The organism is Methylobacterium sp. NEAU K (assembly GCF_030700285.1).
GTDB lineage: Bacteria > Pseudomonadota > Alphaproteobacteria > Rhizobiales > Beijerinckiaceae > Methylobacterium.
The window spans coordinates 24789-48696 of record NZ_JAUYZJ010000015.1 but is presented as its reverse complement, the minus strand read 5'-3'; the positions used below and the strand labels follow the sequence as shown (position 1 = coordinate 48696).

Below are 23908 nucleotides of genomic sequence, written 5' to 3'. Positions count from 1 at the left end.
CTCAGCCGACGCCGCGGATGCGCCGGGGGCGGTCGCGGAGGCCTACCGCACGCGCCTCTACCGATCGGTGCGGTCGGGCGCCGGCCAGTACAGCGCGCCGGCCTCGGCGGAGCCGGAGGGCAATCCGAGTCGGTGGCAGAGCAGGCTGCCGAGGGTCAGGCTCAGCATCAGGGCGGTGGCCGAGAGCAGCACCGTGGTCGCCCGGGCGTAGGCTCGCCCGATATGGATCAGCAGGCAGCCGAGGGCGAAGATCGTGAAGGCGGGGAGCAGGTTGGGCAAGGGGGCGCTCTCGGGCGGCGTCCTCGCGGCCCGGCGGACGCGCGGTCCGGGCGGGCCGGGATCATGCGGCAGTGTCGCCCCGGCGGCGTGAAAACGCGGTTAACGGCCGGTATGCCGGATCGACACGACGGGTCCGGCCTTGCCGCGCCCTCGATCGGGGGCGATACCTACAGGCCTGCCGCAAGAGGATCCCGCATGAGCGTATCCAGGGTTCCGGAGGAGCCGAGGCGCCGCGCAGTCGATGCCGCTCCGCCCCGCGACACGGCCGTGCTCGGGGCGGGGGCCGTCGGGGCCGGTGCGGTCGGCGCCTCCGCGTTGGGAGCGCTGGCGATCGGGGTCGCGGCCTTCGGCGCCGTGGCGCTCGGTGCCTTCGCGATCGGCCGTCTCTCGGTCGGCCGCGCCCGGGTCGGATCCCTGGAGGTCGGATCCTTGGAGGTCGGATCCCTGGACATCGATACGCTGACGGTCCGGTCGCTGCGCCTCCCGGCGCGCAAGCGCGGCCCGGCCGCATAGTGCCTGATGCTGGCGCACGGCAGCCGCAACAGGCTCCAACCCTGTGGTGCCGCATGATGATTTCGGAAAACCGGATTCCACTTTTCCGCATCGAACTCTAGGCCGGCGCCCCGACCGGCTCCGCATGTCGGGGCCGCCCACCCGTCGTGCCGGAGTTGCCCGCGAGGACAGGCCGCGATGAACGACCCGAAGAAGCCCTTTCGCCCCGCGGATGCGGTGGATGTCCTCGGCGAGGTCGAGGGCGATTTCGTCCTGCCGCTCTGCCTGCCCCAGCCCAGCCTGCTGATCGGCGAAGATCTCGCGATGGTCGTCCTGGACACGATCCACGGCCAGCGGGTCGGCCTCCCGCTCAGCCCGCAGGGCGCGGCGGATCTGAACGCGGTTCTGGGCGAGGCGCTGCGGCTGCTTCAGGCACGGGAGGGCGGCCCGGTCCAGTGACGCGAGCTGACGGGCTCACGCCTCGGGATCCGTCTCGGCTCCGTCCGACCGCGCGCCGCGGGCCACTTCCCGCATCGCCGAATCCGGCAGCGGGCGCTGCAGCTTGAGCGCTTCCGCGGAGGGGGCCTCCAGCCACGTCGCCCATTCCTCCGGCGTGGTGAGCAGGACCGGCATCGCCTTCGGGTGGACCGGACCGACGATGCCGTTCGCCTCCGTGGTCAGGAAGGAGAACAGGCGGTGCTCCTGCACCAGCCGGTCCGGGTTCTCGCGCTTGGTCCCGCGCACGCCGGTCCACGGCCGCCAGAGGCCCGCGAAGGCGAAGAGCGGCCTGTCCGCGTCGAGGGCGAACCAGACCGGGGTCTTGCGCGGCTTGGTGTCGGCGTATTCGCTGAAGGCGGTCGCCGGTACGAGGCAGCGCTGCGCGGTCCCGAGCCAGGGCCGCCAGTGCGGGCTCGCGGCATTGCGCACGTTGGTGACGGGATGCTCGCCGAACGCCTTCGGCCCTGGGATGCCCCAGCGCATCATCGCGAGTTCCCGGCCGGCATCCCCGTTCCAGACCACCGGCGCCATCTGGTCGGGAAAGATCGCCGGCAGCGGCGGCAGGTTTCCCGTGCGATCGCGGGCGATCCCGAAGGCACGGCGCAGGTCCGCGGGACCGGTGCGCAGGCTGTAGAGGTTGCACATCTGGTTCTCGGGCAGCGGACGTCGCGGCTATGGAACGCCGAATGCGGCCCGCAGGGTCTAGGGTCCAGGGCCGAGGACCTGCCGGCATGACAAGCCGCACAGCCTGTCCGTCCGGACACGCGGCGCCACCCGTTCAAAAATCAACATAAGTAAATAAGACGTCGTGACGGACGGGCAATCGGCCGCACGGATACGTGCGCGACTGTCGTTCGACGATCGATAGACGGCCGCCCAAACGTCGGAAGCCTCTCGCGGGACGTGCCATGCCGCCGCCGGATCATCCCTCCGAAGCCGGAATCCGAACCCCCTCACGGGGAAAGCCGCGGCCCTGTGGGCGGCCCAGGCGGGCGTCTGGGACTACGATGGCGACCGGTGGCGCTACGGCCTGGACGCGGCCCAGGCTCGGGCTACCCGGCGCCGACCGCCGAACGGGCCGGCCTCAGCGCGGACCGGCCTGCGGCTTGAGGCTCCACAGCTCGGTCGGAAGGGAGATCGGCGCACCTTCCTTGAAGAAGGCGGAGTCCTGGATGTGCGAGGTCGTGACATAGATCGTCCCGTCCGGCCCCTCGCTGAGCGTATCCGGCCAGCGCAGGCGCGGATCCTGCACCAGCGTGGTCAGGCCGGAATCCTTGGACGACAGGTCGCGGACCTTCACTGAATCGTCCTGCGGCGAGGTCACGTACATCCGGCCGCCGTGCCGGGCGATGAGCAGCCCGTCGGCCGGCCCGTTCTCCCCCACGGTGGCGATCTTGGCGGCCAGGCTCTTGTCGGAACGGGTCTCCGGTCCGATCGCCGACATCGCCCTTCCGGTGAGCGCCTCGGTCGGCAGGCTGTAGAGGGTCTTGCCCTTGATCGCCTGCCAGTAGAGCGTCTTGCCGTCCGGCGAGAGGGCGATGCCGTCGGCCGAGAACTCGACGCCGCGCCCGTCCGGCCGCCGCAGGGGCTTGCCGTCGTAGGTCACGGTCACGGCCGAGTCCGGCATGGTCGCGGGGGCGCCCGCCAGGATCCGCTTGGCCGTCCCGGAGTCGATGTCGACCACCACAAGTGCGCCCTCGGCGCCGGAATCGGTGAGGTAGGCGGTCTTGCCGTCCGGTGAGATCCGCACGTCGTTGAGATAGGAGCCCTGCGGGGCGATCGACGGATCGAGCGCGATGGTCTTGGCGACCGCATTGTTCTTCAGGTCGATCGCGACCAGCTTCGGGCCGTCCTTGAGCAGGGCCGCCATGGCGGGAGCGGCGGCGTCGACCACCCAGAGCCGGCCCTTTCGGTCGGCGACCACGCTCTGGACGCAGACGAAGTGGGTCCTGGGGTCGACCTCGTCCTTCCGGGCGTTGCGCCAGCTGTTCCATTCGGCGTCGGGGTAGGGGACGGGCTGGCCGTCCTTCAGCTCCGCCACCGAGACCGGGGCGTCCTCGGTCCAGCGCGGAAAGTTCACGAAGATCCGCCCGTCTTCCGAAACCGTGACGCCGGTCACCTGATGCTGGAAGCGGGCGACCTGCGTCAGTGCCGAGGCGCTGGCGGGCATTAGGGTGGTCACGGCCGCGGGCGCCTGGCCCAGGGCGGGCCCGGCGACGGCGCAGAGGAGGAGAGGCAGCAGGGGGCGGGCAGCCGGCATCGTCATCTTGGAAGGGTCCCTCGGAAAATCGGAAAGACGGGGTGCGGCCCCGGTCCTGCGGACCGGGGCGCCAGCCGCGGCGTTCGGCGCGCGGGGCTCAGTTCGGGTGGAAGACGACCTTCACGCAGCCGTCGGTCTTGTCGCGGAAGGCCTTGTAGAGGTCCGGGCCGTCCGCGAGGTTCGTGGAGCGGTGGGTGATCATCGAGGTCATGTCGAACTTGCCCTCCTGGATCAGCTTGGTGAGCGTCTCCAGGTAGCGCTTCACGTGGGTCTGGCCGCTCTTGAGGGTCAGGCCTTTCTGCACCACCGAACCCATGTTGATCGGCACCGGGCCGCCGTAGACGCCGGGCACCGAGACGATGCCGCAGGGCCGCACCGCCTTGATCGCCTCGGCCAGCGCGTAGGGACGCTCGGTCGCGGTCAGCTTCTCCTGGATCGTGGCCAGCACGCCGGTGACGCCGCCATGGCCGGCGCTCGCCTCCATGCCGACACAGTCGATCACGCCGTCCGCGCCCAGGCCCTTGCTGATCTCCTTGATCCGCTCGAACACGTCCTCGTTCATGAAGTCGATGATGTCGGTGGCGCCGGCCTTCCGGGCGAGCGCGATGCGCTCGGGCACGGTCTCGATGGCGATGATGCGCCCCGCACCCATGATCTTGGCCGACTGGATCGCGAACAGGCCGACCGGGCCCGCGCCCCAGATCGCGATGATCTCGCCGCCCTTGATCCCGCAATGCTCGGCGCCCTGCCAGCCGGTGGGCAGGATGTCGGTGAGGAAGAGGACCGACTCGTCGTCCATGCCGTCGGGCACCTTCATGGGCGCCACATCCGCCATGGGCACGCGGACGTATTCAGCCTGACCGCCCGCGTAGCCGCCGGTCAGGTGCGAATATCCGAACAGCCCCGCAGTGGTGTAGCCGAACTGGGCGGCCGCCATCTCGGCGTTGCGGTTCGAGCGCTCGCAGACCGAATAATTCCCCAGCTTGCACTGGCGACAGTCGCCGCAGTTGATGTTGAAGGGCACGACGATGCGGTCGCCCTTCCTGAACTTGGTGAAGCCCTGACCGACCTCGACGACCTCGCCCATGAATTCGTGTCCGAGCACGTCGCCCGACTCCATCGTCGGCATCAGGCCGTCCATCAGGTGGAGGTCCGAGCCGCAGATCGCGCAGCTCGTCACCTTGATGATCACGTCGCGGGCATCCTCGATGACCGGATCCGGGACCGTGTCGCAGCGAATGTCGTTCTTGCCGTGCCAGCAGAGGGCCTTCATCGCGTCGGTTCTCCGGATCGTGGGGAAGCGCGGCCACAGGACGCGGCCTCGCCAGGGCAAGTCCCGAGCGTCACGGTCAAGTTCCCCACGGCACGGGAGCCGCTCGGTTCGAGATCACCCGATACGTTCGCACAGCCCCCGAGGACCGGGGCCCGCGCAAAGCGCGGGTTCGAGCCTGCCGCCTATCCAGCAAGCCTGGCCCGGAAATCCGGTTCCCGCGGCATTCGGCGTCGCCTCCGCCATGGAACGCCGACTCCGATCGATCGGGAGGCGCCGGATCCCTGTCGTTACGGCGGCGGCATCAACGGTTGATCCGGTTGGCCGGGCACAGATGCGCAGGGCGGCGAGGGCCGCGAGAGGTCCGAATGTTTCACGGGAAACATCCGGATCCGTCATCGCATTCGGCCGCCGAGGAGGTTGGAGGACCGCAACTAGCGGTCCCGCGTCGCTGCCTCGCCGGGTGCCCGAGCCTGCCTTCGCTCCGCGTGGGACAGGGTACCGTCGTGGTCGGCATCGAGGCGGGCGAAGCGCTTGGCCGCGACGGCGTCGATCTCATCCGCCGTGAGGAAGCCGTCGCCGTTCGTGTCGAGCCGGCGGAAGCGCCTGGCCGGGCCGCTCCCCGCCGGGCCGGGATGGGAAGCCCGCCACGCCGTCCACTCGGTCAGGCTGATGCGGCCATCATGGTCGCTGTCGGCTCGCATCATCCGCTCGCGGTGGGCCGCCGTGAACTGTTCCAGCCCCGCGCCGGACCGATCCTGGGCGCCGACAGCCAGGGGCGGCACGGCCTCGCCCGCCTGGGCGCGGGCGGCGGCCGGAAGGAGGGCGACGAGGGACAGGGCGAGCGCCTGCCCGATGAGGACCTGCCTGATCATCTGTCGTTTCTCCGCTGCTGTGGCCGCGCCGCCTGGGCGGCGCGGCCGGGTTCGTCCCGGAACATCCGGGCGGGTTCACCAGCGACGGTGCCAGCCGTGATGCCAGCCGACATGGCGGTAACCGCCCCATCGGTGCCAGCCGAAGCGGCGGTAGCCGTAGAAGCCCGGCCGGTAGACGAGCCGGGGCGGCCCGAAATTCGGCCGGCAATAGCCGTAGAAGCCGCGGTGGAAGCCGGGGCCGCAGCCGTCCCGAGCCTGCGCCGCGCCCATTGTGGCGCCGGTCAGGCCGAGGGCCATGACGGCGGCGGCGATCCAATGCGTACGCATGATGTCCTCCCGGGATCGAGGGTCAGCGATTGGGCCAGCACCGGCGGCCGTATGGCCCGATGTGGAAGCCCGGCGGGCAGGCGCGCCGGACGTAGCCGCCGAACTGCCCTCCGGGCCGGCAGCCGCCATAGGGACCGCGATGGCCGTAGGGGCCGCAGCCGCCATAGACCTGGACGATCGGCGCGTCGGGCGCGGCGAGTCCGGCCAGGGGCAGCGCCGAGGCCGGCAGCGGTGCGGCGAGTCCGACCGCGAGCAGCGCGGCGGGGACGAGATGTCTCGGCATTCGATTGTTCCTCCGTCATGGTTGCGGGATCGGCGCCGGCTCTGCGGCCGCGCCGGCATTCCGGGGCGCAGGGCCCGGAATCGGGGTTCAGGCCAGGAGGTCGCGCAGGGGCGCGACATCTCCGCTGCCCGGGAAGACGGTGCGGGCCAGCATCCCGTCGGGAAGGCCCAGGTGGTCACGCAGCACGCCCTTGAGCACGGCGCGGAGATCGCGGGTCGGGCGCAGGTCGCGGCCCTCGTGGAGCGCGGCCGGTGCGAGGCCCGGCCAGTCGCTGATCACGCGGCCTCCCTTGACGGCGCCTCCGGCGAGGAAGGCGGCGGCGGCGGTGCCGTGGTCGGTCCCGTCCGTGCCGTTGGCGTGGGCGGTGCGCCCGAACTCGGTGGCGACCGCCACCACGGTCTGGGCCCAGGCGGGCCCGAGCTCCGCCCTGAGCGAGGCCAGCGCCGCGTCGAGCCCCTGCAAAAGATGGCCGAGGCGGCCGGAGGCCGGCCCTTCCGCCGCGTGGGTGTCCCAGCCGTCCAGCGCGAGCGCCGCGATCCGGGGCCCGTCCGGGCGGGCGAGGGCGCGCCCGGCCGCGCCCGCCAGGGCGACGTAGGCGCCGGCCGGCCCGCGGGGACCGCCGGTCCCGCGGCCGAGCGCTGCGTCGAGCCGCTGGCCCTCCGTGAGCGCCCCCAGCAGCTGCGGGTCGCGGTCGCCGTAGAGCCGGCCGAGCCGCGCCAGCATATCGTCGGCGGGCGCCCGCAGGGAGCCGGGCGACCAGCTCATCACCGGGCTCGGGCCGCGCATCACCAGGGGCACCGTCGCTCCCGCCACGAACAGGCCACTGTCCTGAACCCGGCCGAGCGCCGGCATCCCCGAGGCGGCGCGGTTGAGCCAGCCGGTCTCGGCCCCGGCGGGGCCGGGCGTCCCGTTCTCCAGCACGTCCTGGCCGTCGAAATGCGAGCGCTCGCGATAGGGCGTGGCCACTGCGTGCAGCATCAGGGCTTGGCCGTCGTCGTAGAGCGCCTTGAGCCCCGGCATGTTCGGGTTGAGGCCGAACATGCCGTCGAGCCGCAGGGCCGCCCCCGCCCCGGTGGTCGGGAGCGCGAGGTCGCCGCGCAGGGACGCGTAGGCCGGGTCGCCCACAGGCGGCAGGAAGGCGAGGCCGTCGAGGGCGCCACGCAGGATCACCAGCACGAAGCGCGGGTCCCGGGTCGCGGCCGAGGCGAGCCGGGGTATCAGCGCCCAGGCCGCGAGGCTCGATCCGGCAGCGAGCAGGCCACGGCGTGTCGGGGTCTCACAGGACATCGGCCTATCTCCGCTGGAATTCGGGGCTCATCAGGAGAAGGGCGAGGCCCTGCGCCCCGGTCTCGGCGCGAGCGATCTCCCGGCGGGTCTCGGCCGACAGAAGCGGACCGAGGACGTCGTCGGCCAGCTCTGCCGGGTTGGCCTTGGGCGGCGCCCGCTCGCAGGCGAGGCAGGCCCACTCGACCCGGGCCCGGAAGGCGTGGGGCGCGAGCCAGGAGGCTGCGTCGTCCGGGAAGCCCCGTGGGCTCGGCGGCGTGAACGGGCGCTGGCCGAGTTCGGTCAGCGTGCGGATCAGCGCCGGATCGCGCGGGTCGAGTGCCGGCTGCAGGCGCAGGGCGCTGAGCACGAACTCGGACGGGGACTTCAGCTTGCGCGGCGCTGGCTCCCAGGCCTCCGGTGTCGCGACGAGGGCCGCCGCGGTGGCGGCGAGGTCGCCGTCGCTGTCCCGGAAGACCGCGGCCACGCGCGCCACCGCGGGCTCGGGCGGATCGTCGGCGATCATGTGCGCGACGAGCTTCCTGGCGATGTGGCGGGGGGTGGACGGATGCCGGGCGAGGTCGTCGAGCACCGCCTCTGCCTGCTCGGCACCCCCCGGCGGGTAGGTCTTGCTCAGAACCGTCGCTGGCCCGGGCTCGTGGCGGTTCGGGACGAACCGGAACCGGCCGGCCTCCGGATCATCGGCCCGCGGCGGCACCCAGCCCCAGCCCGTGAGCGCCCGGGCGAGACCGATGACGTCGGCCTGCCCGTAGCCGCCGTCGACGCCCAGCGTGTGCAGCTCCAGGGTCTCGCGGGCGAGATTCTCGTTGAGGCCGCGCCCCGCCCGCGCACCTGCCGGCGAGAGGGGGCCGACCGAGCGCTGGTTGTCGAGGTAGACCAGCATCGCCGGGTGCCGCGCCGCCGCCCGCAGGAGGTCGGCGAAGCGCCCGAGCACGTGCGGCCGGATCGCCTCGCGCGAGAACGCGCCGGCCAGCACGTGGACCGGGCCCTTGTCGGCCGAGACCGCGAAGTGGTTCGCCCAGAACAGGACCAGCCGCTCGACGAAGCCGGAATCCGTGGCGGCGCCATGGGCGAGGCCCGCGGCGACCTCGTCCCGGTAGATGTCGCGCCGCAGCGCCCCCGGGGCCGGCGGAGCCTCAGCTCCGGTGGCCGGTATCATCGGGGTGACCTCCGCGGGCGGCGCGCCGGCGGCCAGGGCCGCCTCCGCGCGCCTGTCGCGCCGTGCCTGAGCCAGGTCGCGCACGGCGGCGTCGGAGGCGCGCAGGCCCGGCTCCGCGATCAGCGCCGCCTCCGGGATGCGGAGCTGCGCCAAAAGGAAGCCGCGCGGGTCGCTGGCGATGCGGGCGGCCTCGCCCGGCCGCGCCCCGATCCCGAACCTGTTGAGCGCGAGCGCCGCGTCGCTGGTCATCGCCCTGCACCGTTCCGACGTGCCTGACTCGGCACGGGGCGGGACTGTCGCCGGTCGATGTCGCGCGATTATGCCGGCCGGGGCCGGAAGTGTCGCGGGCTGTCGCGCGGGCCGCGTGCCGATACACTTTGCGACATGTTCCCCGGGAAACGCGCGAAGCCCGGCGGTATACCGCCCTGACGAGCGCCGACCGGGCAGGGAGACGAGGCATGGACGACGCGCACGTCCTGGTGGTGGACGATCACCGCGACATCCGCGATCCGCTGGCCGCCTACCTGCGGCGGCACGACCTGCGGGTCAGCGTCGCCGCAGACGCCGCCGCCGCCCGGGCCGCCCTGGCGCACGGGGCGATCGACCTGATCATCCTGGACGTGATGATGCCTGGAGAGGACGGCCTGTCCCTCTGCCGGCACATCCGCGAGGTGCACGACACGCCGGTGATCCTGCTCACCGCCATGGCCGAGCAGACCGACCGAATCGTCGGCCTGGAGATCGGCGCGGACGATTACGTGGTGAAGCCGTTCGACCCGCGCGAGCTGCTCGCCCGGGTCAAGAACCTCCTGCGCCGGGCCAACGCCCTGCCGCGGAGCCGCGACGAGGCCGGCACGCGCCGGCTCGCCTTCGACCGCTGGATCCTCGACACCGACCGGCGCGAACTCCTGGATGCGGACGGGAGTGCCGTCCCGCTCAGCACCGCCGAGTTCCGGCTGCTGGCCGCGCTGGCCAAGCGCCCGCGCGTCGTCCTCTCCCGCGATCAGCTCCTCGACCTCACCGCCGGCCGCGCCGCCCAGGCCTTCGACCGCAGCATCGACAACCAGGTCAGCCGCCTGCGGCGCAAGCTGGAGCGCGATCCGGCCAGACCGAGTCTGGTCAAGACGGTCTGGGGCGGCGGCTACGTGCTCGCCGCCGATGTGCGGGAACTCTGACATGCGGGCGAACCCGTGAGGTCCCCGGTCCCGCGCTCCCTCGGCGGCCGGCTCGGCCTGCTGCTGGTGCTCGCCGTGGTGGCGGCGCAGGCGGCCGCCTTCGCGATGTTCGCCCAGGAGACGACCCGGGTCGGGCGCGCCGCCGGGCGAACGCAGGTCATCGACCGGGTTGCGACGCTGGCGCGCCTCATCGATCGGGTGCCCCCCGAGGCGGTGCCGGGCGTCATCGCGGCCTACGGCTCGCCGCGCCGGCATTTCTCGATCGGCGCGGACAGCACGGTCGAGGCCGCAGCCATGGACCCGGACGAGACTCGGCTCGCGGCGATCCTGGAGCGCCGGATGCGGATCGATCCCGGTTCGGCGCGGCTCAAGCTGGTCGAGCGCGATCTCGGCGAGGATCCGGACGAGGCGCCGCGCCGGGCCCCCCCTGAGGCGCTGCGGGTCTCGGTGCGGCTGGCGGACGGGCGCTGGCTCAACGGTGAGGCGCCGGTATTCCTGCCGACTCCGCCCTGGCTGCGGATCGGCCTCGCCCAGCTCGCCGCGAGCGTCGCCGCCGTGCTCGTCGTCGTCGGGTTCGGCCTGCGCGGGGTGGTCGGCCCGGTCTCGGCCCTCGCGGCCGCGGCCCAGCAGGTCGGCCGCGGCGCCGCGGTCGAACCCCTGCCGGAGCGCGGCCCGCGCGAACTCGCCCGGATGAGCGCCGCCTTCAACCTGATGCAGGCACGGCTCCGGGCGTTCGTGGAGGATCGAACGCGGATGCTGGCGGCGATCAGCCACGACCTGCGCACCCCGATCGCCTCCCTGTGGCTGCGCGCCGAGATGGTCGAGGATCCGGAGCTGCGCGAGCCGATGGTGCGTACGCTCGCCGAGATGCGCCGGATGGTGGAGGCGACGCTGACCTTCGCCCGCGACGACGTGGTCGCGCAGGCGCCGGAAACCTTCGACCTCGCCGGGATGGCGCGCGCGCTCGTCGACGACCATCGGGCGCTCGGCCGGAACGCGACGCTCTCGGCCCCGGCGGCGCTGCCGTTCCACGGCCGGCCCGTGTCCCTCCGGCGGGCCCTCGACAATCTCGTGGAGAACGCGATCCGCTACGGCGGCTGCGCCCGTATCACCGTCGCGCAGGACCGGGACGTGGTGCGGGTGCAGGTCGAGGACGACGGCCCGGGCGTGCCGACGGGCCGGGTCGAGAGCCTGTTCGAGCCCTTCACCCGGCTCGACGATGCGCGCAGCGACGAGACCGGCGGCATCGGGCTCGGGCTCGCGATCGCCCGCTCCGCGGTGCGTGCCCATGGCGGCGAGATCCGCCTGGTGAACCGGCCCGGGGGTGGCTTGCGGGCCGAGATCGACCTTCCCGGGACTCCGGCCTCCTCTCAGGCGATCCCGTCGATGCCGATCCCCAGCTGCTCGGGTCCGCGGAGCGAGGCGCCCGGCCGGTAGGGTGGCGGATCGCGCAGCAGCCGCGGGGCGACGAGGCGGCGGCTGAGCGCCACCAGGGCGATCTCGGCCTCGAGCCGCGCGAGGGGCGCGCCGACGCAGTAATGCAGGCCGCCGCCGAAGCCGAAATGCTGGATGTCGGGTCGGTCGGGATCGAAGAGGTCGGGCGCGGCGAACCGCTCGGGGTCGCGGTTTCCGGCGGCGAAGAGCAGGATGACGGGGGCGCCCTTCGGGATCGTCTCGCCGGCGAGCGCGATCGAGCCCAGCGCCTTGCGGGTCCGGAAATGCACCGGCGGCTCGTAGCGCAGCACCTCTTCGATCACCCGCGGCGCCCGCTCCGGGTCGGCGCGCAGGCGGTCCAGCTCCGGCGGGTGGCGCAGCAGGGTGAGCATGGCGTTGGTGACGAGATTCACAGTGGTCTCGTGCCCCGCGACCAGCAGCAGGACCGAGGTGGCGATGAGGTCGAAGTCGCTCATCTGCTTCCTGCCGCCCGGCCCGGGCGCGGCCAGGCCGCTGAGCATGTCGTCGGCCGGGCGGCGGCGCTTCTCGCGGATGAGGTCGCGCATGTAGGCCGCGATCTCGTCGAAGGCGCCGACGATCTGGCGGCGGGTCTCCGCATCGTGGCGCGCATCCGGCTCCACCGCGGTGGCGAGCTGCGTCGCCCAGGCCTGGAACTGCGGCTCGTCCGCCTCGGGGACACCGAGCAGCTCGCAGATCACCGCCACGGGCAGTGGGTACGAGAGGTCGCTCACCAAGCAGATCTCCGGGCGCCCCCGGCAGGCATCGAGGAGGTGGTCCACCTCCCGGGCGATCCGCTCGCGCAGGCCGAGCACCCGGGCGATCGAGAATTCACGCATCACCAGGCTGCGCAGCCGGTCGTGGTCGGGCGGGTCGCGGAAGATCAGCGGGCGGTGCGTCGCGCTGATGCGGTTCTTGATCGGGTTCAGGATGAAATCCCTGAGCGGATTGCCGGTGCGCGGCCGGCGGGGCGGCGGCAGGTCCTCCGAGCTGAGGCGCGGATCGAAGATCAGGGCGCGGATCGCCGCATGGCTGCTCACCACGTAGCTGCCGCCACGCTGGCGCCAGACCGGGCGCTGGCGCAGCCGGGCGTAGAGCGGGTAGGGGTCGGCGCGGTTGGCCGGGTCCATCACCGCGGAGAAGAGCGCGTCGTCAGGCATGGGCGGGCTCGGCGGGGCGGGAAGCGCGCGACGGCGGGAAGCCGGGGACGGCCGTCTCCACACGGGGCTGGTCGGTGGCGTCGACGATCGGCGGGAAGGCGGCCCCGGCCGCGATCGCCGCGGCATAGGCGGGCAGCCACCGCGCCTGGTCGAACGAAACCGCCGCGATGCTGCGCCCGGCCCGCCCGTAGACGGCGAGGAAGCGCCGGGACGCGCGCGAGCCCTGCACCACCGCGATCGAATCCGCCCCCTCGGTGAGGCCCACCGCCTTGATGTTGATCCCGAACTGGCTCGACCAGTAGGCCGGCAGGTGCTCGTAGGGCCGCTGGTCGCCGGGGCCGGCCAGCATGTTGCGGGCGGCATGGACTGCCTGCTCGACGGCGTTGCCCCAGTGCTCCACCGACACCGGGCGGCCCCCGTAGAGGCGGATCGGCCAGCGCGCCACGTCGCCGGCGGCATAGATGTCGGGGCAGGGCGCGCCGTCCGTGTCGCGGGCGCGGCAGGCCGCGTCGCAGGTGAGGCCGCCGGCATCGGCCATCAGGCCGGCCCCGCGGAGCCAGCCGGTCGCCCGAGTGGCGCCCAGCGCCGCGATGACGAGATCGGCCTCAATGACGCCCCCATCCGCCAGCCGGGCCCGGGCCACGCGGCCCGCTTCGTCGCCCTCGAAGCTCAGAACCTGCGTGCCGGGGCGGAACACGGCGCCGGATTCGCGCAGGCACGCGGCGACCACGCCGCCGACCAGGGTTCCCAGCGAGCGGGCCAGCGGCGTCGGGTTGGGATCGACCAGGGTCACGGGCAGGCCGAGGTCGCGCAGGCAGGAGGCCGCCTCGCAGCCGATCAGGCCGCCGCCGACGATGAGCACCCGGCGCGGGCCTGCCACGAGGTCGGCACGCAGGGCGGCCGCGTCGTCGCAACCGCGCAATGTGTGGATGCCGGCGAGCCCGCCGCCGGTCTCGACCGGCCAGGGCCGGGCCTCGGCCCCGGTGGCGATCAGGAGCTTCTCGTAGGCCAGAGCGGCTCCGTCCGCGAGCCGGATGGCGCGGGCCGTCCGGTCGAGCGCCACCGCCGCGCTCCCGAGCCGCCAGCGGGCGCGCAAGGAAGCCAGTTCCGGCAGGCGCGTCGCTTCCGGGGACAGCTCCCCGGCGAGCACGTGCTTCGACAGCGGCGGTCGGTCGTACGGGCGGTGGGCCTCGGCGCCCACCAGGGTCAGCGGCCCGTCATAGCCGCCACGCCGCAGGGCCTCCGCCCCGCGCAGGCCCGCGAGCGATGCCCCGACCACGACGATGCCGGCGGGTTCCGGGCTCATGCTGCGCCTCCGTCATCCGCCCCGGCCTGGAGGCTGATGGCGCGGACCGGACAGGCCTGCACGGCCCGCTCGATCGCGCTGCGCCGCTCGGCCGGAGGCGCGGGATCGTAGAACAGGATCTCATGCCCGCGTAAGGTGAAGGCGTCCGGCGCCGCGTAGCAGCACTGGGCGTAGCCCTGGCAGCGGTTGAGATCGACGACGACGCGCAACGCCGCGCGGTCGAGGGCCGGTTTCATGCCGACCTCGCCAGCGGGATCGCGGCGCCCGTGCCGCCACGCACCGGTCCGGAGCGGGCGAGGTCGTCGACCGCGCCCAGGATGCCGGCCATCGCGTCCCGCGCCGCGAAGGCCTCCCGCAGCGCGACGGCGCGCTGCCGGAAGCCGGGCTCGTCGAGCACCCGCGCCACCGCCTCGCGCAGGGTTTCGGCGCTCGGGGTGTTGGTGGCGAGGTTGAGGCCGACGCCGGACCAGCCGATGCGGGCGTTTACCTCCGCCTTGTCCTCGGTGAGCCCGGCCGACACGATCGGCACGCCGGACGCCAGTGCCTGCGAGACGCTGCCGTAGCCGCCGTTGGTGACGAGCACGCTTACCCGCGGCAGCAACTCGCGGAACGGCAGGAAGACCGAGACGCGGGCATTGGCCGGGACCGGTCCCCGCAGCGCCTCGACCGGCCGTCCGCCGGTGGTGGCCAGGACGAGCAGGTCGTCCCGGTCGGCGAGGGCGGCCAGCGCCGGCTCGACCAGCTCGCCGAAATCCGCGTTGGCGAGGGTGCCCTGGGTGACCAGCACGACGGGCTTGCCCGCCGCGTTGGCCCGCAACAGCTCCGGCCACCAGTCCGGCAGCGGCGCCGGCGGGGCGGAGGGCTGGAGCAGGCCGATGAAGCGCACGCCCGGGGGGAGGGTGCCGTAATCGTACTCGAAGCCCGGCACCGTGGGCTGGAGGAAGAGGTCCGGCAGCACGACGATCGAGTGTGGCAGGGAGGCCGGGAGCGGCGGCAGGCCGAGCCGCGCGAGCTGGCCGTCCGCGTAGGCGCGCACGGGGTTGGCGAAGGCTGCGTCCATGCCGGCCTTCATGGCCGCGTAGCGGATCCGCTCGGCCCGGTCGCGCGCCGGCGGCAGGCCGAGGCCGACCGGGGCGTGATCGGGCCGGTCGAGGAACAGGAAGCTGACATTGGCGGTGACGATCGGCGGCCGCGGGGCGGTGTCGAGGAGCAGCGGCAGCACGCCGAGGAACATGCTGCCGGCCACGATCACGTCCGGCGCCTCGTCGGCGATCAGCGCGCGCAGGGCCGCGGCCTGCACCGGCATGGGATCGATGAAACGCCGCTGGAATTCGCGCCGGTAGCGTTCCGGTCCGGCGGGCAGGCCGGTCTCGCGGAACGCGGCCGAACCGTTGTCGGCATAGGGCGTGAAGCGCAGGCCCGCCGTCTCGACCTTCGGCCGGAAGGCCGCGTCGGTGAGCACGAGGATCTCGTCGCCGCGGGCGGCGGCTTCGCAGCCGATGGCGAGCAGCGGGTTGACGTGGCCGGTGAGCGGCGTCGCGGCGATCAGGATCTTCATCACGGCCTCCTTGGGCGATGCCGCCGTTATCCGCATCGCTCCGTCTCTCTGGGCGGTCTCGTCGACGGTATGCGACGACGATCCGGGGGCACCGCGCGACGCGCGGGGCCCGTACAGGCTGAATCGCTCGCGGGCCGGCGCAGTTACCGGCGACCGGGACGACTTGGTGCGGCCGCGCACAACGATGCGGCGCGCTCTAATCGGCGACGATCACCCGGTTCGGCAACTCGTCCGGATCCCGGGGACCGGCCGGGAGATGCTCCGCCAGGCAGGTGCCGACCCGCTCGACCGCCGCCGTCAGGCCGCCCTCGACATCGCCGCGCGCCAGCGCCCGGACGAGATCGGCGAGGATTCCATCCCAGGATTCGGGCGGGATATGCCGCAGCACCTCCAGGTCGGTGACGATCTCGGCGTGACGCTCGGCCAGCGACAGGTAGAGCAGCACGCCGGTGCGGGACCGGGTCCGGTTCAGGCCCCGGCACCAGAAGGCACGCTGCCCGGCCTCCCGGGCCCGGGCGCCACGCAGGCGGCGGGGCACCAGGGTGAGGCGCAGCCGCTCGTTCTGGCTCGCTGCCAGGATCGCGGCCACCAGGGCCGCCTGCGCCAGCAGGATGGATGCGGCGCTCCAGCCCGTCAGAGCGATCAGCGGCCAGGGCAGGATCAGCGCGGCGATCAGGGCCGCGAGCAGCACCACCGACCGGTAGGTGCCCGCGCGCCGGCTGATCATCACGACGATCTCGCCGGACGTGCCGGCCTCGGCCCGGGACACCGCACGGGCGAGACGCGCGCACGCCTCCGGGGAGAGCACCTCCGCGATCCTACCAGTCACCCGAGGCCCCTCCACCGCCGGACGAGCCGCCCCCACCGGAAAAGCCGCCGCCGAAGCCGCCGGACGATCCGCCATCCGAGAAGCCGCCGCTCCATCCCCCGGAGCCGGGCCCCGGCAGGAGGACGATGCCGCCACGGCGGCCCGCCGGACCGCCCCGATTGCCGCCTCGGGTCATCCGCCAGGCCACGAACAGCACGACCAGGAACAGGAGAACGAGGGCCGCGACCTGCGCGGGATCGACCTCGTCGGTGCGCACCTGCGGCTTGCGCTGCCACTCCTGGGCGTCGCCCGACAGGATCGACAGCATCCCGTCGACGCCGGCGTCGAGGCCGCCGTAATAGTCGCCGGTCTTGAAGCGGGGGGTGATGGCGCTGGCGATGATCACCCGGGTGAGCGCGTCGGTGAGCGCCCCTTCGAGCCCGTAGCCGACCTCGATCCGCACCTTGCGCTCGGCCGGCGCCACCAGCAGCAGGGCGCCGTTATTGGTCTTCGCCTGCCCGAGCTTCCAAGCCCGGAACAGCCGGTTGGCATAATCCTCGACGGTGGTGCCCTGGAGGTTCGGCACGGTGGCCACGACGACCTGGTCCGAGGTCTTGTCCTCGTGCGCCTTCAGCTTGGCGTCCAGCTTGCCGCGCTGGTCCGGCGTGAGGATGCCGGCCGCGTCGACCACGCGGCCGGTCAGCGCCGGAAAGGTCAGGTCGGCCGCCAGCGCCCCGACGGCGTAGACCGCGAGGCAGACGGCGAGGACGCCGAGCGCGAGGGCGAGCCGCACCCGCGTCGGGATGCTCCGGCCCATCGGCCGCCCCTAGAACTTCACGTTCGGCGGCCGGTCGGCATTCGGCGTCGCCGTGAAGGTCTCCATCGGCTTGGCGTCGGGATAGAAGATCGCGGCGATCCAGCGGCCCGGGATGGTGCGGACCTCGGTGTTGTAGGCCTGGACCGCGCCGATATAGTCGCGCCGGGCCACGGCGATGCGGTTCTCGGTGCCCTCGAGCTGGGATTGCAGGGCGAGGAAGTTCTGGTTCGACTTGAGGTCGGGGTATTTCTCCACCGTCACCAGCAGCCGGCCCAGCGCCCCCGAGAGCTGGTTCTGGGCGTCCTGGTATTCCTTGAACTTCTGCGGGTCGGTGACCGTCGAGGCGTCGACCTTCACGCTCGACGCCTTGGCCCGCGCCTCGGTGACGCCGATCAGCACGTCCTTCTCCTGTTGGGCGTAGCCTTTCACGGTCTCGACGAGGTTCGGGATCAGGTCGGCGCGGCGCTGGTACTGGTTCTGCACCTCGCTCCAGGCTGATTTCGCCTGCTCCTGGAGGGTCGGCACCCGGTTGATCGCCCCGCAGCCGGAGAGCCCGGTGGCGACCAGGACCACCGCGAGCAGGCCGAGCAGACGGGCCGCGGCGGTCGCCCGCAGGGGGCCGGCATTCGATATCGATTCCATCGGAGTCACTCCCCTCCGGACCGGGCCCGGTCCACCGATCACGTTCGCGAGAGATAAGGGCTCGAACCGCCAAGGTAAGGCCCCCGGCGCCTGCTGCTTGAAGGTTTGCGGCGCGGCCCGATAACGGCATCGGCACCGGCCGGGCGGGACCGACGTTCGCGACGGCAGGCATGGCTGCGCGGAGAGACCGAGATGGACGCAGAACTCGCCGACCATGTCAGAGCGGCGGCCGCGGCGGCGCGGCGGCACGCGCTGGCCTTCCGGCCACCGGTCGACAAGGACGCGCTGCCCTGGTCCGTCATCGAGGCCTTCGACGCCAAGGTCCGCGGCCATGTCGAGCGCGACCGGCGTATCGAGGAGGAGCGCGACCGGGTCCTGATCGCCGCGGTGAAGCTCGCCGAGACGCCGGTCGAGGAGGGCGAGGAGACGATCGCGGCGGCGCGTGCGCATCTCGTGGACGCCGTCGACTATCTGGAGCAGGCGGTCCTGCGCTTCGGCCTGGTCAACCGGCAGGGCGCGAAGCTCGGCTACGGTACGCATGGCCAGCCGGTCGGGTCGCGGGACTGAGGGCGCTGGCCGGATGCCGCCGACCGGGAGGCACGCGGACATTCCCGACCCGCTCCCCGCCGCAGCCACCCTGAGTCGCCTCGACCTCAAGACGCTCCGCCTGTTCGCGGCGATCTGCGAGGCGGGGACGCTCAACGGCGCCGCGCGGCGGGCGGCGATCGCCCCCTCGGCGGTTAGCAAGCGCCTAGCCGAGCTGGAGCACGCGCTGGGCTGCGCGCTCCTCACGCGCGAGCCACGGGGCATGCGCCTCACGCCGGCCGGCGAGACCCTGCTGCACCATACCCGCCGGATGCTGGCGAGCGCGGAGCAGATGGCGCTGGAACTCGCCGAGCACGCGCACGGAGTGCGCGGCTTCGTGCGGATGCTCGCCAACCTGTCGGCCATCGTCCAGTTCCTGCCCGAGGACCTCCAGGCTTTCCTGGCCGCTCAGGAGCGAATCCGCGTCGACCTGGCCGAGCGGCCGAGCGGCGGCGTGGTGCTCGGCGTCGAGGAGGGCGTTGCCGATCTCGGGATCTGCGCCGGCGGCACCGATACCCGCTCGCTCTCCGCCCACCCGTATCGCGGCGACCACCTCGTTCTGGTGATGCCGGCCGACCACCCGCTCAGCGGACGCGGCGCGGTCGCCCTCGCCGATACCCTCGACTACGATCATGTTGGCCTCCATGCCGAGAGCTCGATCTACGCGGCCCTCCGGGACGAGGCCCGGCGCCTCGGGCGCCCGCTGCGCCTGCGGATCCACGTGCCGAGCTTCGACGGGATCTGCCGCATGGCGCAGGCCGGGATGGGCCTCGGAACGATCCCCGCGGGGGTCTACGCCCTGCTCGGGCCGCAGATGCGGCTCGCCGCGGTGCCGCTGACCGACCCGTGGGCCACGCGGACGCTCACCCTGGTGGTCCGGCCTGGCGCCCTGCCGCCGGCCGCCGCCCTGCTCCTCGACCACCTGCGCACGGCCGGAGGCTGACGGTTTCGCTCCCGCATCCTGGCCTGCGCCGAACCGGTGACCGCTTCGGCGCACGGTGCCGAGCGTTCGCATCCGGAGAACGCAGGCTGGCGCATCGCGTTTGGACTTCGCCGGCCTGCCGGTCGTATTCTCGGTGCAAAGACAGGGAGAGAACGACGGTGTCAGGTCCGCTCAGCGGCATCCGCGTGCTGGAACTCGGCCAGCTCATTGCCGCGCCGTTCGCCACCAAGCTCATGGCCGAATTCGGCGCCGAGGTGATCAAGGTCGAGGCGCCCGAGGGCGGCGACCCCCTGCGCACCTGGCGCAAGATGCACGGCGACACCTCGCTCTGGTGGTACCTCCAGTCGCGCAACAAGAAGTCTATCGCCGTCAACCTGAAGTCTCCCGACGGGCTCGACATCGTCAAGCGCCTCGCCGCGAGCGCCGACGTCGTGGTCGAGAATTTCCGGCCCGGCGGCCTGGAGAAGCTGGGGCTCGGCTGGGACGTGCTCTCGGCCCTCAACCCGAAGCTCACGATGGTGCGCATCTCCGGCTACGGCCAGACCGGACCCTACCGCGACCGGCCCGGCTTCGGCGCCATCGGCGAGGCCATGGGCGGGATCCGCTACACCACCGGCTCGCCGGACAGCCCCCCGGCGCGCGTCGGGGTCAGCATCGGCGACACCCTGGCCTCGCTGCACGGCGTGATCGGCGCGCTGATGTCGATCCTGAACGTCAAGGTGAACGGCGGCGGCGGGCAGGTGGTGGACGTCTCGCTGGTCGAGAGCGTGTTCAACGTCATGGAGAGCCTGGTCCCCGAATACGACCTGCTCGGCGAGATCCGCACCCGCACCGGCGGCGCGCTGCCCGGCATCACCCCGTCCAACACCTACCCGACCCAGGACGGCGGCTTCGTCGTGATCGCCGGCAACAGCGACCCGATCTTCCGCCGGCTGATGAACGCCATCGGCCGCCCCGACCTCGCTGACGACCCGCGGATGCGCTCGAACGAGGGCCGCTCGCAGCATGCCGCGATGCTAGACGGGGTGATCGGCGACTGGTCGAAGGCCAGGAGCGTCGAGGAGGTGCTCGCTCTGCTCGATGCCGCGGACGTCCCGGCCGGGCGGATCTACTCGGTGGCCGACATCGTCGCCGACCCGCACTACCAGGCCCGGGACATGATCCTCCAGGCGGAACTCCCCGGCGGCACGCCGGTGAAGATGCCGGGCATCGTGCCTAAGCTCTCGGGTACCCCCGGGGCGGTGCACTGGCAGGGCCCGGCGCTCGGTGCCCACACCGACGCGGTTCTGTCCGACCTCGGCCTCGACGCCGCCGCGATCCAGAGGCTGCGCGACGCGGGAGCCGTGAAATGACCGACGCTGCGATGCTCGTCCAGGAGGTCGCGCCCCGCGACGGTCTCCAGATCGAGGCGGCCTGGGTCGAGACGGCGGACAAGATCGCCCTCGTGGACGCGCTCTCGGGTACGGGTTTCTCCCGCATCGAGGTCTCGTCCTTCGTCTCGCCCAAGGCGGTGCCGGCCCTGCGCGACGCCGCCGCGGTGTTTTCCAGAATCCGGCGCCGGCCCGGCACGGTCTACGTGGCCCTGGTGCCGAACCCCAAGGGCGCGGAGCGGGCGCTGGCGGCGGGCGTCGACGAGATCAACCTCGTCGCCTCGGTGAGCGAGACCCACAATCGCGCCAATATGGGCATGAGCCCGGCCGATTCGATCGCCGGCTTCGCGCGGATCATGGATTCGGTGCGCGGTGCCCCGGTCAGCATCAATGCCACGGTGGCGACCGCCTTCGGCTGCCCGTTCGAGGGCGGCCAGCCGGACGACAGGGTGATCGCGCAGGTCGAGCGCTACCTTTCGCTGGGCATCACCGGCGTGACGCTCGCCGACACCACCGGCATGGCCAATCCGCGGCAGGTGGAGCGGCTGGTCACGCGGGTGCTCGCCCTCGTCCCGGCGGAGCGCCTGACCCTGCACTTCCACAACACCCGCGGGGTCGGCCTCGCGAACGTGCTCGCGGCCTGGCAGGCCGGCGCACGCCGCTTCGACGCGGCGCTCGGCGGCCTCGGCGGCTGCCCGTTCGCCCCGGGCGCCACCGGCAACATCTGCACCGAGGACTTGGTCAGCATGGCCCACGAGATGGGCATCCCCACCGGCCTCGACCTGCCCGCCCTGATCGCCCTGTCCCGCGACCTGCCGCGGCTGGTCGGCCACGATGTGCCGGGCCAGGTCGCCAAGGCCGGCCGACCCTGCGACCTCCACCCGGTTCCGCAGGGCGCCTGACTCCGACAATCGCCGCGCGACGAAGCCGCCCACCCGAAGGCGGCCCCGCGCATCCGGCCCCCCGTCCTCGACGCGCGGCCGCGCAACGCCAGGGAGGATATCGATGACCATCGCGGTAACCGGCGCCGTCGCGCGCCCGGAGGACGTGACCGAGGCCGGAACCGTCCGGAAGGTGGCGTGGCGGCTGATGCCGCTGATCATGGTCTGCTACCTGTTCGCGTTCTTCGACCGCATCAACATCAGCTTCGCCAAGTTCCAGCTCCAGAGCGAGCTCGGCTTCAGCAACGTCGCCTACGGGCTAGGCGCGAGCATGTTCGTGGTCGGCTACGTGATCTTCGAGGTGCCCTCGAACCTGTTCCTCTACCGAGTGGGCGCGCGTCGCTGGATCGCCCGGATCATGATCTCCTGGGGCATCGCCACGGCGCTGATGATCTTCATCCGTACCGAATGGCACTTCTACGTCCTGCGCTTCGTGATCGGCGCCATGGAGGCGGGCTTTGCCCCCGGCATCCTGTACTACCTGACCCTGTGGTTCCCGGCCTCGCACCGCGGCCGGATCACCGCGTTCCTGTTCGTGGCCTCGGCCTTCTCGGGCATCCTCGGCGCGCCGGTGGCCGGCCTGATCCTCGGCGGCCTCAACGGCGTCGCGGGGCTCGCGGGCTGGCAATGGCTGTTCCTGGCCGGCGGCCTGCCCTGCCTCGTGCTCGGCGCCCTGGTGCTGATGCGTCTCGACGACCGGATCGCCGACGCCCGCTGGCTCACGGAGCCGGAGAAGGATCTGCTGACCGACAGGATCGCCCACCACAACCGCGAGATCGGCGACCACTCGCTCCTCGGCGCCATCCGCCAGCCGGGCTTCCTGCTCATCGGTCTGATCTATTTCCTCCTCCAGATCGGCTCCTACGGGTTGAACTTCTGGGGGCCGGACCTGATCAAGACCGCCAGCGGCAGCGGCGCCGCCTATGTCGGCTTCCTGACCGCGATCCCCTACATCTGCGGGGCGATCAGCATGGTGGTGGTCGGGCGCCTGTCCGACGCCTCCGGCGAGCGGCCGAAATTCGTCGCCGGGCTCGCGGTGGCCGCCGCTCTCGGCTTCTTCACCGCCGGCCTGTTCGACCGGCAGATCGTGCCGCTGATGGTCGCGTTGGCCCTGCTGGGGGCCGGGATCGTCGCCTCGATCCCGACCTTCTGGACGCTGCCGGCCAAGCTCGTCACCGGCGTCGGGGCGGCGGGCGGCATCGCGCTGATCAACACCCTGGGGCAGCTCGGTGGCATCGTCAGCCCGGTGATGGTCGGCTGGGTCAAGGACCTGACCGGGTCGACGACGCCGGCCCTCTACGTCATCGGGACGCTCTGCCTCGTGGCGGCCGCACTCCTGCTGTTCGCGATGCCGGCGAGCCTGCGCCGGAGTGATCGCGGCCCCTGAACCGGCCCCGCGCCCCGGCCTACGGAGCGCCCAGGAGGGCCGCGAACCGGTACTCGCGCGGGCTCATGCCGTGCCGCTCCTTGAAGCGGCGGGAGAAGTGCGCCTGATTGGCGAAGCCGCAGCCATAGGAAAGGATACCGATCGGCAGGTGGGCGCAGCCCGGGTCGGCCAAGCGCTTGGCCGCGGCCTCCAGCCTTCGCTGCCAGATCCAGTCGGAAATGTGCTGGCCGCGCTCGTGGAACAGCTCCTGCAGCCGGCGCAGGGACACCCCCACTGCGGCCGCGAGCTGGGGCGGATCCAGCGTCGGATCGCTCAAGTGGGCCTCGACATGGGCCTTGGCGCGCTGGACGACGACGGTGCCGTGGAGCGGCCGGGGCACATCCTGGGCCAGCCGCTCGGCGATGCTGGCGACGATCAGGTCCACGCCGATGGAGGCCATGCGGGCGGCCGCGTCGGGGGCGAGCTGATGGTGCACCCGGATCAGCTCCTGGAAGAACGTCATCGCCAGCGTGGTGGAGCCGAGGTCCGACCCGACCGTCAGGGCCGTGTACAGCCGGGTGGGCCCGAGCACGCTCTCCAGGCGCTCGCGCGGCAATTGCAGGACCAAGCATCCGCTGCCTGCGCTCGATGTCAGCACGGTCGGCCGATGGTCGATCACCACCAGGTCGCCTGGCCTCTGCACCGAACTCCGCTCATCCTGGAAAGCCGTCGCCGCGCCGGCGAGCGTGAAGGTCGCCATGACCAGCCCGTCGCTGCCGTGACGCGGGATCAGGCCGGCCTTCGCCTCGCTTCGCACGGCGCCCATCGTGCTGCGGGTCATCGCGATGGGACCGACCCTGGCGACCTCCATCCTGGCCTCGAACGGACCGTCGTCGAGGCGCTGCAGCTCAACCGTCGCGCCCAATTCGGAAAGCATCTCCCGCCAGCGCTTGAAGCTGTCACGCGGATGCAGACCGTGTGTCGAGAACAGGGGTTGCATGGGAGGATTCTACGCACGTTTCCGGTGAGCCTGAACGGGCTTGGCTGACCGGGACGGG

General features: G+C 72.5%; 26 protein-coding genes. 9 read left to right on the top strand and 17 right to left on the bottom strand.

Translation table 11 applies throughout. The annotated features are described in order from the left end of the window. Positions 1-57 precede the first annotated feature (57 nt). The gene (locus Q8W67_RS13995; protein WP_305546435.1) at positions 58-279 is read right to left on the bottom strand and encodes a hypothetical protein; all 222 of its coding nucleotides are present in this window, start codon (positions 277-279) and stop codon (positions 58-60) included. 195 nt (positions 280-474) lie between these two features. On the opposite strand from Q8W67_RS13995, the gene Q8W67_RS13990 reads away from it, so the two are divergent. Together Q8W67_RS13990 and Q8W67_RS13985 are read left to right on the top strand one after the other, a co-directional pair. Then, positions 475-792 (top strand): hypothetical protein, encoded by a 318-nt coding sequence (locus Q8W67_RS13990; protein ID WP_305546433.1) that lies wholly within the window; start codon positions 475-477, stop codon positions 790-792. Between the two features lie 177 nt (positions 793-969). Beyond that, positions 970-1230 carry a hypothetical protein gene (locus Q8W67_RS13985; RefSeq protein ID WP_305546431.1) on the top strand — a complete coding sequence of 87 codons (261 nt, stop codon included), beginning with the start codon at positions 970-972 and terminating at the stop codon, positions 1228-1230. A 15-nt stretch (positions 1231-1245) separates the two neighbouring features. Here the strand turns inward: Q8W67_RS13985 and Q8W67_RS13980 are convergent, their stop codons facing one another. The 8 genes from Q8W67_RS13980 to Q8W67_RS13945 form a co-directional block, all read right to left on the bottom strand. Continuing rightward, on the bottom strand, positions 1246-1914 hold the full coding sequence (locus Q8W67_RS13980) for an SOS response-associated peptidase (protein WP_305546429.1): 669 nt from the start codon (positions 1912-1914) through the stop codon (positions 1246-1248). Positions 1915-2353: 439 nt separating this feature from the next. Further along, complete coding sequence (locus Q8W67_RS13975) at positions 2354-3535, bottom strand: L-dopachrome tautomerase-related protein (RefSeq protein ID WP_305546427.1); 1182 nt, start codon at positions 3533-3535, stop codon at positions 2354-2356. A 91-nt stretch (positions 3536-3626) separates the two neighbouring features. Continuing rightward, positions 3627-4802: a zinc-dependent alcohol dehydrogenase gene (locus tag Q8W67_RS13970; RefSeq protein ID WP_305546425.1), complete on the bottom strand. Its 1176-nt coding sequence runs from the start codon at positions 4800-4802 to the stop codon at positions 3627-3629. 431 nt (positions 4803-5233) lie between these two features. Continuing rightward, on the bottom strand, positions 5234-5674 hold the full coding sequence (locus Q8W67_RS13965) for an EF-hand domain-containing protein (protein WP_305546424.1): 441 nt from the start codon (positions 5672-5674) through the stop codon (positions 5234-5236). Positions 5675-5749: 75 nt separating this feature from the next. Then, positions 5750-6001, bottom strand: coding sequence for a GCG_CRPN prefix-to-repeats domain-containing protein (locus Q8W67_RS13960; RefSeq protein ID WP_370693876.1), 252 nt, complete (start codon positions 5999-6001; stop codon positions 5750-5752). A 22-nt stretch (positions 6002-6023) separates the two neighbouring features. Beyond that, positions 6024-6284, bottom strand: a complete 261-nt coding sequence (locus Q8W67_RS13955; RefSeq protein ID WP_305546422.1) for a GCG_CRPN prefix-to-repeats domain-containing protein — start codon at positions 6282-6284, stop codon at positions 6024-6026. Positions 6285-6371: 87 nt separating this feature from the next. Beyond that, complete coding sequence (locus tag Q8W67_RS13950; RefSeq protein WP_305546420.1) at positions 6372-7571, bottom strand: DUF1501 domain-containing protein; 1200 nt, start codon at positions 7569-7571, stop codon at positions 6372-6374. A gap of 4 nt (positions 7572-7575) precedes the next feature. Then, positions 7576-8976, bottom strand: coding sequence for a DUF1800 family protein (locus tag Q8W67_RS13945; RefSeq protein WP_305546418.1), 1401 nt, complete (start codon positions 8974-8976; stop codon positions 7576-7578). 209 nt (positions 8977-9185) lie between these two features. Here Q8W67_RS13945 and Q8W67_RS13940 point away from each other — a divergent pair, with 209 nt between their 5' ends. Further along, positions 9186-9902 carry a response regulator gene (locus tag Q8W67_RS13940; protein ID WP_305546416.1) on the top strand — a complete coding sequence of 239 codons (717 nt, stop codon included), beginning with the start codon at positions 9186-9188 and terminating at the stop codon, positions 9900-9902. A gap of 15 nt (positions 9903-9917) precedes the next feature. Beyond that, entirely contained in the window at positions 9918-11339 is a 1422-nt protein-coding gene (locus tag Q8W67_RS13935; RefSeq protein ID WP_305546414.1) for an ATP-binding protein, read from the top strand. Here the strand turns inward: Q8W67_RS13935 and Q8W67_RS13930 are convergent. From Q8W67_RS13930 to Q8W67_RS13900, 7 genes are all read right to left on the bottom strand, one after another. After that, positions 11273-12514 (bottom strand): cytochrome P450, encoded by a 1242-nt coding sequence (locus Q8W67_RS13930; protein ID WP_305546412.1) that lies wholly within the window; start codon positions 12512-12514, stop codon positions 11273-11275. The two genes, Q8W67_RS13935 and Q8W67_RS13930, sit on opposite strands and share 67 nt — an antisense overlap. Continuing rightward, on the bottom strand, positions 12507-13820 hold the full coding sequence (locus tag Q8W67_RS13925) for an NAD(P)/FAD-dependent oxidoreductase (protein ID WP_305546410.1): 1314 nt from the start codon (positions 13818-13820) through the stop codon (positions 12507-12509). The genes Q8W67_RS13930 and Q8W67_RS13925 overlap by 8 nt, the downstream gene beginning before the upstream one ends. Then, on the bottom strand, positions 13817-14056 hold the full coding sequence (locus Q8W67_RS13920) for a ferredoxin (protein WP_305546408.1): 240 nt from the start codon (positions 14054-14056) through the stop codon (positions 13817-13819). Before Q8W67_RS13920 ends, Q8W67_RS13925 begins: the two co-directional genes overlap by 4 nt. After that, entirely contained in the window at positions 14053-15378 is a 1326-nt protein-coding gene (locus Q8W67_RS13915; RefSeq protein ID WP_305546406.1) for a glycosyltransferase, read from the bottom strand. The genes Q8W67_RS13920 and Q8W67_RS13915 overlap by 4 nt, the downstream gene beginning before the upstream one ends. Positions 15379-15574: 196 nt before the next feature. Then, a complete protein-coding gene (locus Q8W67_RS13910; RefSeq protein WP_305546404.1) occupies positions 15575-16207 on the bottom strand; it encodes a TPM domain-containing protein in 633 nt (210 codons plus the stop codon). Next, complete coding sequence (locus tag Q8W67_RS13905) at positions 16197-17003, bottom strand: YgcG family protein (protein WP_305546402.1); 807 nt, start codon at positions 17001-17003, stop codon at positions 16197-16199. Before Q8W67_RS13905 ends, Q8W67_RS13910 begins: the two co-directional genes overlap by 11 nt. Positions 17004-17012: 9 nt before the next feature. Next, positions 17013-17645, bottom strand: coding sequence for a LemA family protein (locus Q8W67_RS13900; protein ID WP_305546400.1), 633 nt, complete (start codon positions 17643-17645; stop codon positions 17013-17015). Positions 17646-17837: 192 nt separating this feature from the next. Here Q8W67_RS13900 and Q8W67_RS13895 point away from each other — a divergent pair, with 192 nt between their 5' ends. The 5 genes from Q8W67_RS13895 (at position 17838) to Q8W67_RS13875 (ending at position 22871) form a co-directional block, all read left to right on the top strand. Then, the gene (locus tag Q8W67_RS13895; RefSeq protein ID WP_305546398.1) at positions 17838-18212 is read left to right on the top strand and encodes a hypothetical protein; all 375 of its coding nucleotides are present in this window, start codon (positions 17838-17840) and stop codon (positions 18210-18212) included. Positions 18213-18225: 13 nt separating this feature from the next. Then, a complete protein-coding gene (locus Q8W67_RS13890; protein WP_305546396.1) occupies positions 18226-19173 on the top strand; it encodes a LysR substrate-binding domain-containing protein in 948 nt (315 codons plus the stop codon). Between the two features lie 158 nt (positions 19174-19331). Further along, the gene (locus Q8W67_RS13885; RefSeq protein ID WP_305546394.1) at positions 19332-20525 is read left to right on the top strand and encodes a CaiB/BaiF CoA-transferase family protein; all 1194 of its coding nucleotides are present in this window, start codon (positions 19332-19334) and stop codon (positions 20523-20525) included. Further along, positions 20522-21445 carry a hydroxymethylglutaryl-CoA lyase gene (locus Q8W67_RS13880; RefSeq protein ID WP_305546392.1) on the top strand — a complete coding sequence of 308 codons (924 nt, stop codon included), beginning with the start codon at positions 20522-20524 and terminating at the stop codon, positions 21443-21445. Before Q8W67_RS13885 ends, Q8W67_RS13880 begins: the two co-directional genes overlap by 4 nt. 103 nt (positions 21446-21548) lie before the next feature. Next, positions 21549-22871, top strand: a complete 1323-nt coding sequence (locus Q8W67_RS13875) for an MFS transporter (RefSeq protein ID WP_305546390.1) — start codon at positions 21549-21551, stop codon at positions 22869-22871. Between the two features lie 19 nt (positions 22872-22890). Here Q8W67_RS13875 and Q8W67_RS13870 read toward each other — a convergent pair whose 3' ends face one another. Beyond that, positions 22891-23850, bottom strand: coding sequence for a helix-turn-helix domain-containing protein (locus tag Q8W67_RS13870; RefSeq protein ID WP_305546388.1), 960 nt, complete (start codon positions 23848-23850; stop codon positions 22891-22893). Positions 23851-23908: the final 58 nt, after the last annotated feature.

What these genes read in the sequence shown, in the direction of transcription:
- Q8W67_RS13990 (WP_305546433.1), top strand. Translation starts at nt 475, where the DNA reads ATGAGCGTATCCAGGGTTCCGGAGGAGCCGAGGCGCCGCGCAGTCGAT.
- Q8W67_RS13985 (WP_305546431.1), top strand. Translation starts at nt 970, where the DNA reads ATGAACGACCCGAAGAAGCCCTTTCGCCCCGCGGATGCGGTGGATGTC.
- Q8W67_RS13980 (WP_305546429.1), bottom strand. Translation starts at nt 1,914, where the DNA reads ATGTGCAACCTCTACAGCCTGCGCACCGGTCCCGCGGACCTGCGCCGT.
- Q8W67_RS13975 (WP_305546427.1), bottom strand. Translation starts at nt 3,535, where the DNA reads ATGACGATGCCGGCTGCCCGCCCCCTGCTGCCTCTCCTCCTCTGCGCC.
- Q8W67_RS13970 (WP_305546425.1), bottom strand. Translation starts at nt 4,802, where the DNA reads ATGAAGGCCCTCTGCTGGCACGGCAAGAACGACATTCGCTGCGACACG.
- Q8W67_RS13965 (WP_305546424.1), bottom strand. Translation starts at nt 5,674, where the DNA reads ATGATCAGGCAGGTCCTCATCGGGCAGGCGCTCGCCCTGTCCCTCGTC.
- Q8W67_RS13960 (WP_370693876.1), bottom strand. Translation starts at nt 6,001, where the DNA reads ATGCGTACGCATTGGATCGCCGCCGCCGTCATGGCCCTCGGCCTGACC.
- Q8W67_RS13955 (WP_305546422.1), bottom strand. Translation starts at nt 6,284, where the DNA reads ATGCCGAGACATCTCGTCCCCGCCGCGCTGCTCGCGGTCGGACTCGCC.
- Q8W67_RS13950 (WP_305546420.1), bottom strand. Translation starts at nt 7,571, where the DNA reads ATGTCCTGTGAGACCCCGACACGCCGTGGCCTGCTCGCTGCCGGATCG.
- Q8W67_RS13945 (WP_305546418.1), bottom strand. Translation starts at nt 8,976, where the DNA reads ATGACCAGCGACGCGGCGCTCGCGCTCAACAGGTTCGGGATCGGGGCG.
- Q8W67_RS13940 (WP_305546416.1), top strand. Translation starts at nt 9,186, where the DNA reads ATGGACGACGCGCACGTCCTGGTGGTGGACGATCACCGCGACATCCGC.
- Q8W67_RS13930 (WP_305546412.1), bottom strand. Translation starts at nt 12,514, where the DNA reads ATGCCTGACGACGCGCTCTTCTCCGCGGTGATGGACCCGGCCAACCGC.
- Q8W67_RS13925 (WP_305546410.1), bottom strand. Translation starts at nt 13,820, where the DNA reads ATGAGCCCGGAACCCGCCGGCATCGTCGTGGTCGGGGCATCGCTCGCG.
- Q8W67_RS13920 (WP_305546408.1), bottom strand. Translation starts at nt 14,056, where the DNA reads ATGAAACCGGCCCTCGACCGCGCGGCGTTGCGCGTCGTCGTCGATCTC.
- Q8W67_RS13915 (WP_305546406.1), bottom strand. Translation starts at nt 15,378, where the DNA reads ATGAAGATCCTGATCGCCGCGACGCCGCTCACCGGCCACGTCAACCCG.
- Q8W67_RS13905 (WP_305546402.1), bottom strand. Translation starts at nt 17,003, where the DNA reads ATGGGCCGGAGCATCCCGACGCGGGTGCGGCTCGCCCTCGCGCTCGGC.
- Q8W67_RS13900 (WP_305546400.1), bottom strand. Translation starts at nt 17,645, where the DNA reads ATGGAATCGATATCGAATGCCGGCCCCCTGCGGGCGACCGCCGCGGCC.
- Q8W67_RS13895 (WP_305546398.1), top strand. Translation starts at nt 17,838, where the DNA reads ATGGACGCAGAACTCGCCGACCATGTCAGAGCGGCGGCCGCGGCGGCG.
- Q8W67_RS13890 (WP_305546396.1), top strand. Translation starts at nt 18,226, where the DNA reads ATGCCGCCGACCGGGAGGCACGCGGACATTCCCGACCCGCTCCCCGCC.
- Q8W67_RS13880 (WP_305546392.1), top strand. Translation starts at nt 20,522, where the DNA reads ATGACCGACGCTGCGATGCTCGTCCAGGAGGTCGCGCCCCGCGACGGT.
- Q8W67_RS13875 (WP_305546390.1), top strand. Translation starts at nt 21,549, where the DNA reads ATGACCATCGCGGTAACCGGCGCCGTCGCGCGCCCGGAGGACGTGACC.
- Q8W67_RS13870 (WP_305546388.1), bottom strand. Translation starts at nt 23,850, where the DNA reads ATGCAACCCCTGTTCTCGACACACGGTCTGCATCCGCGTGACAGCTTC.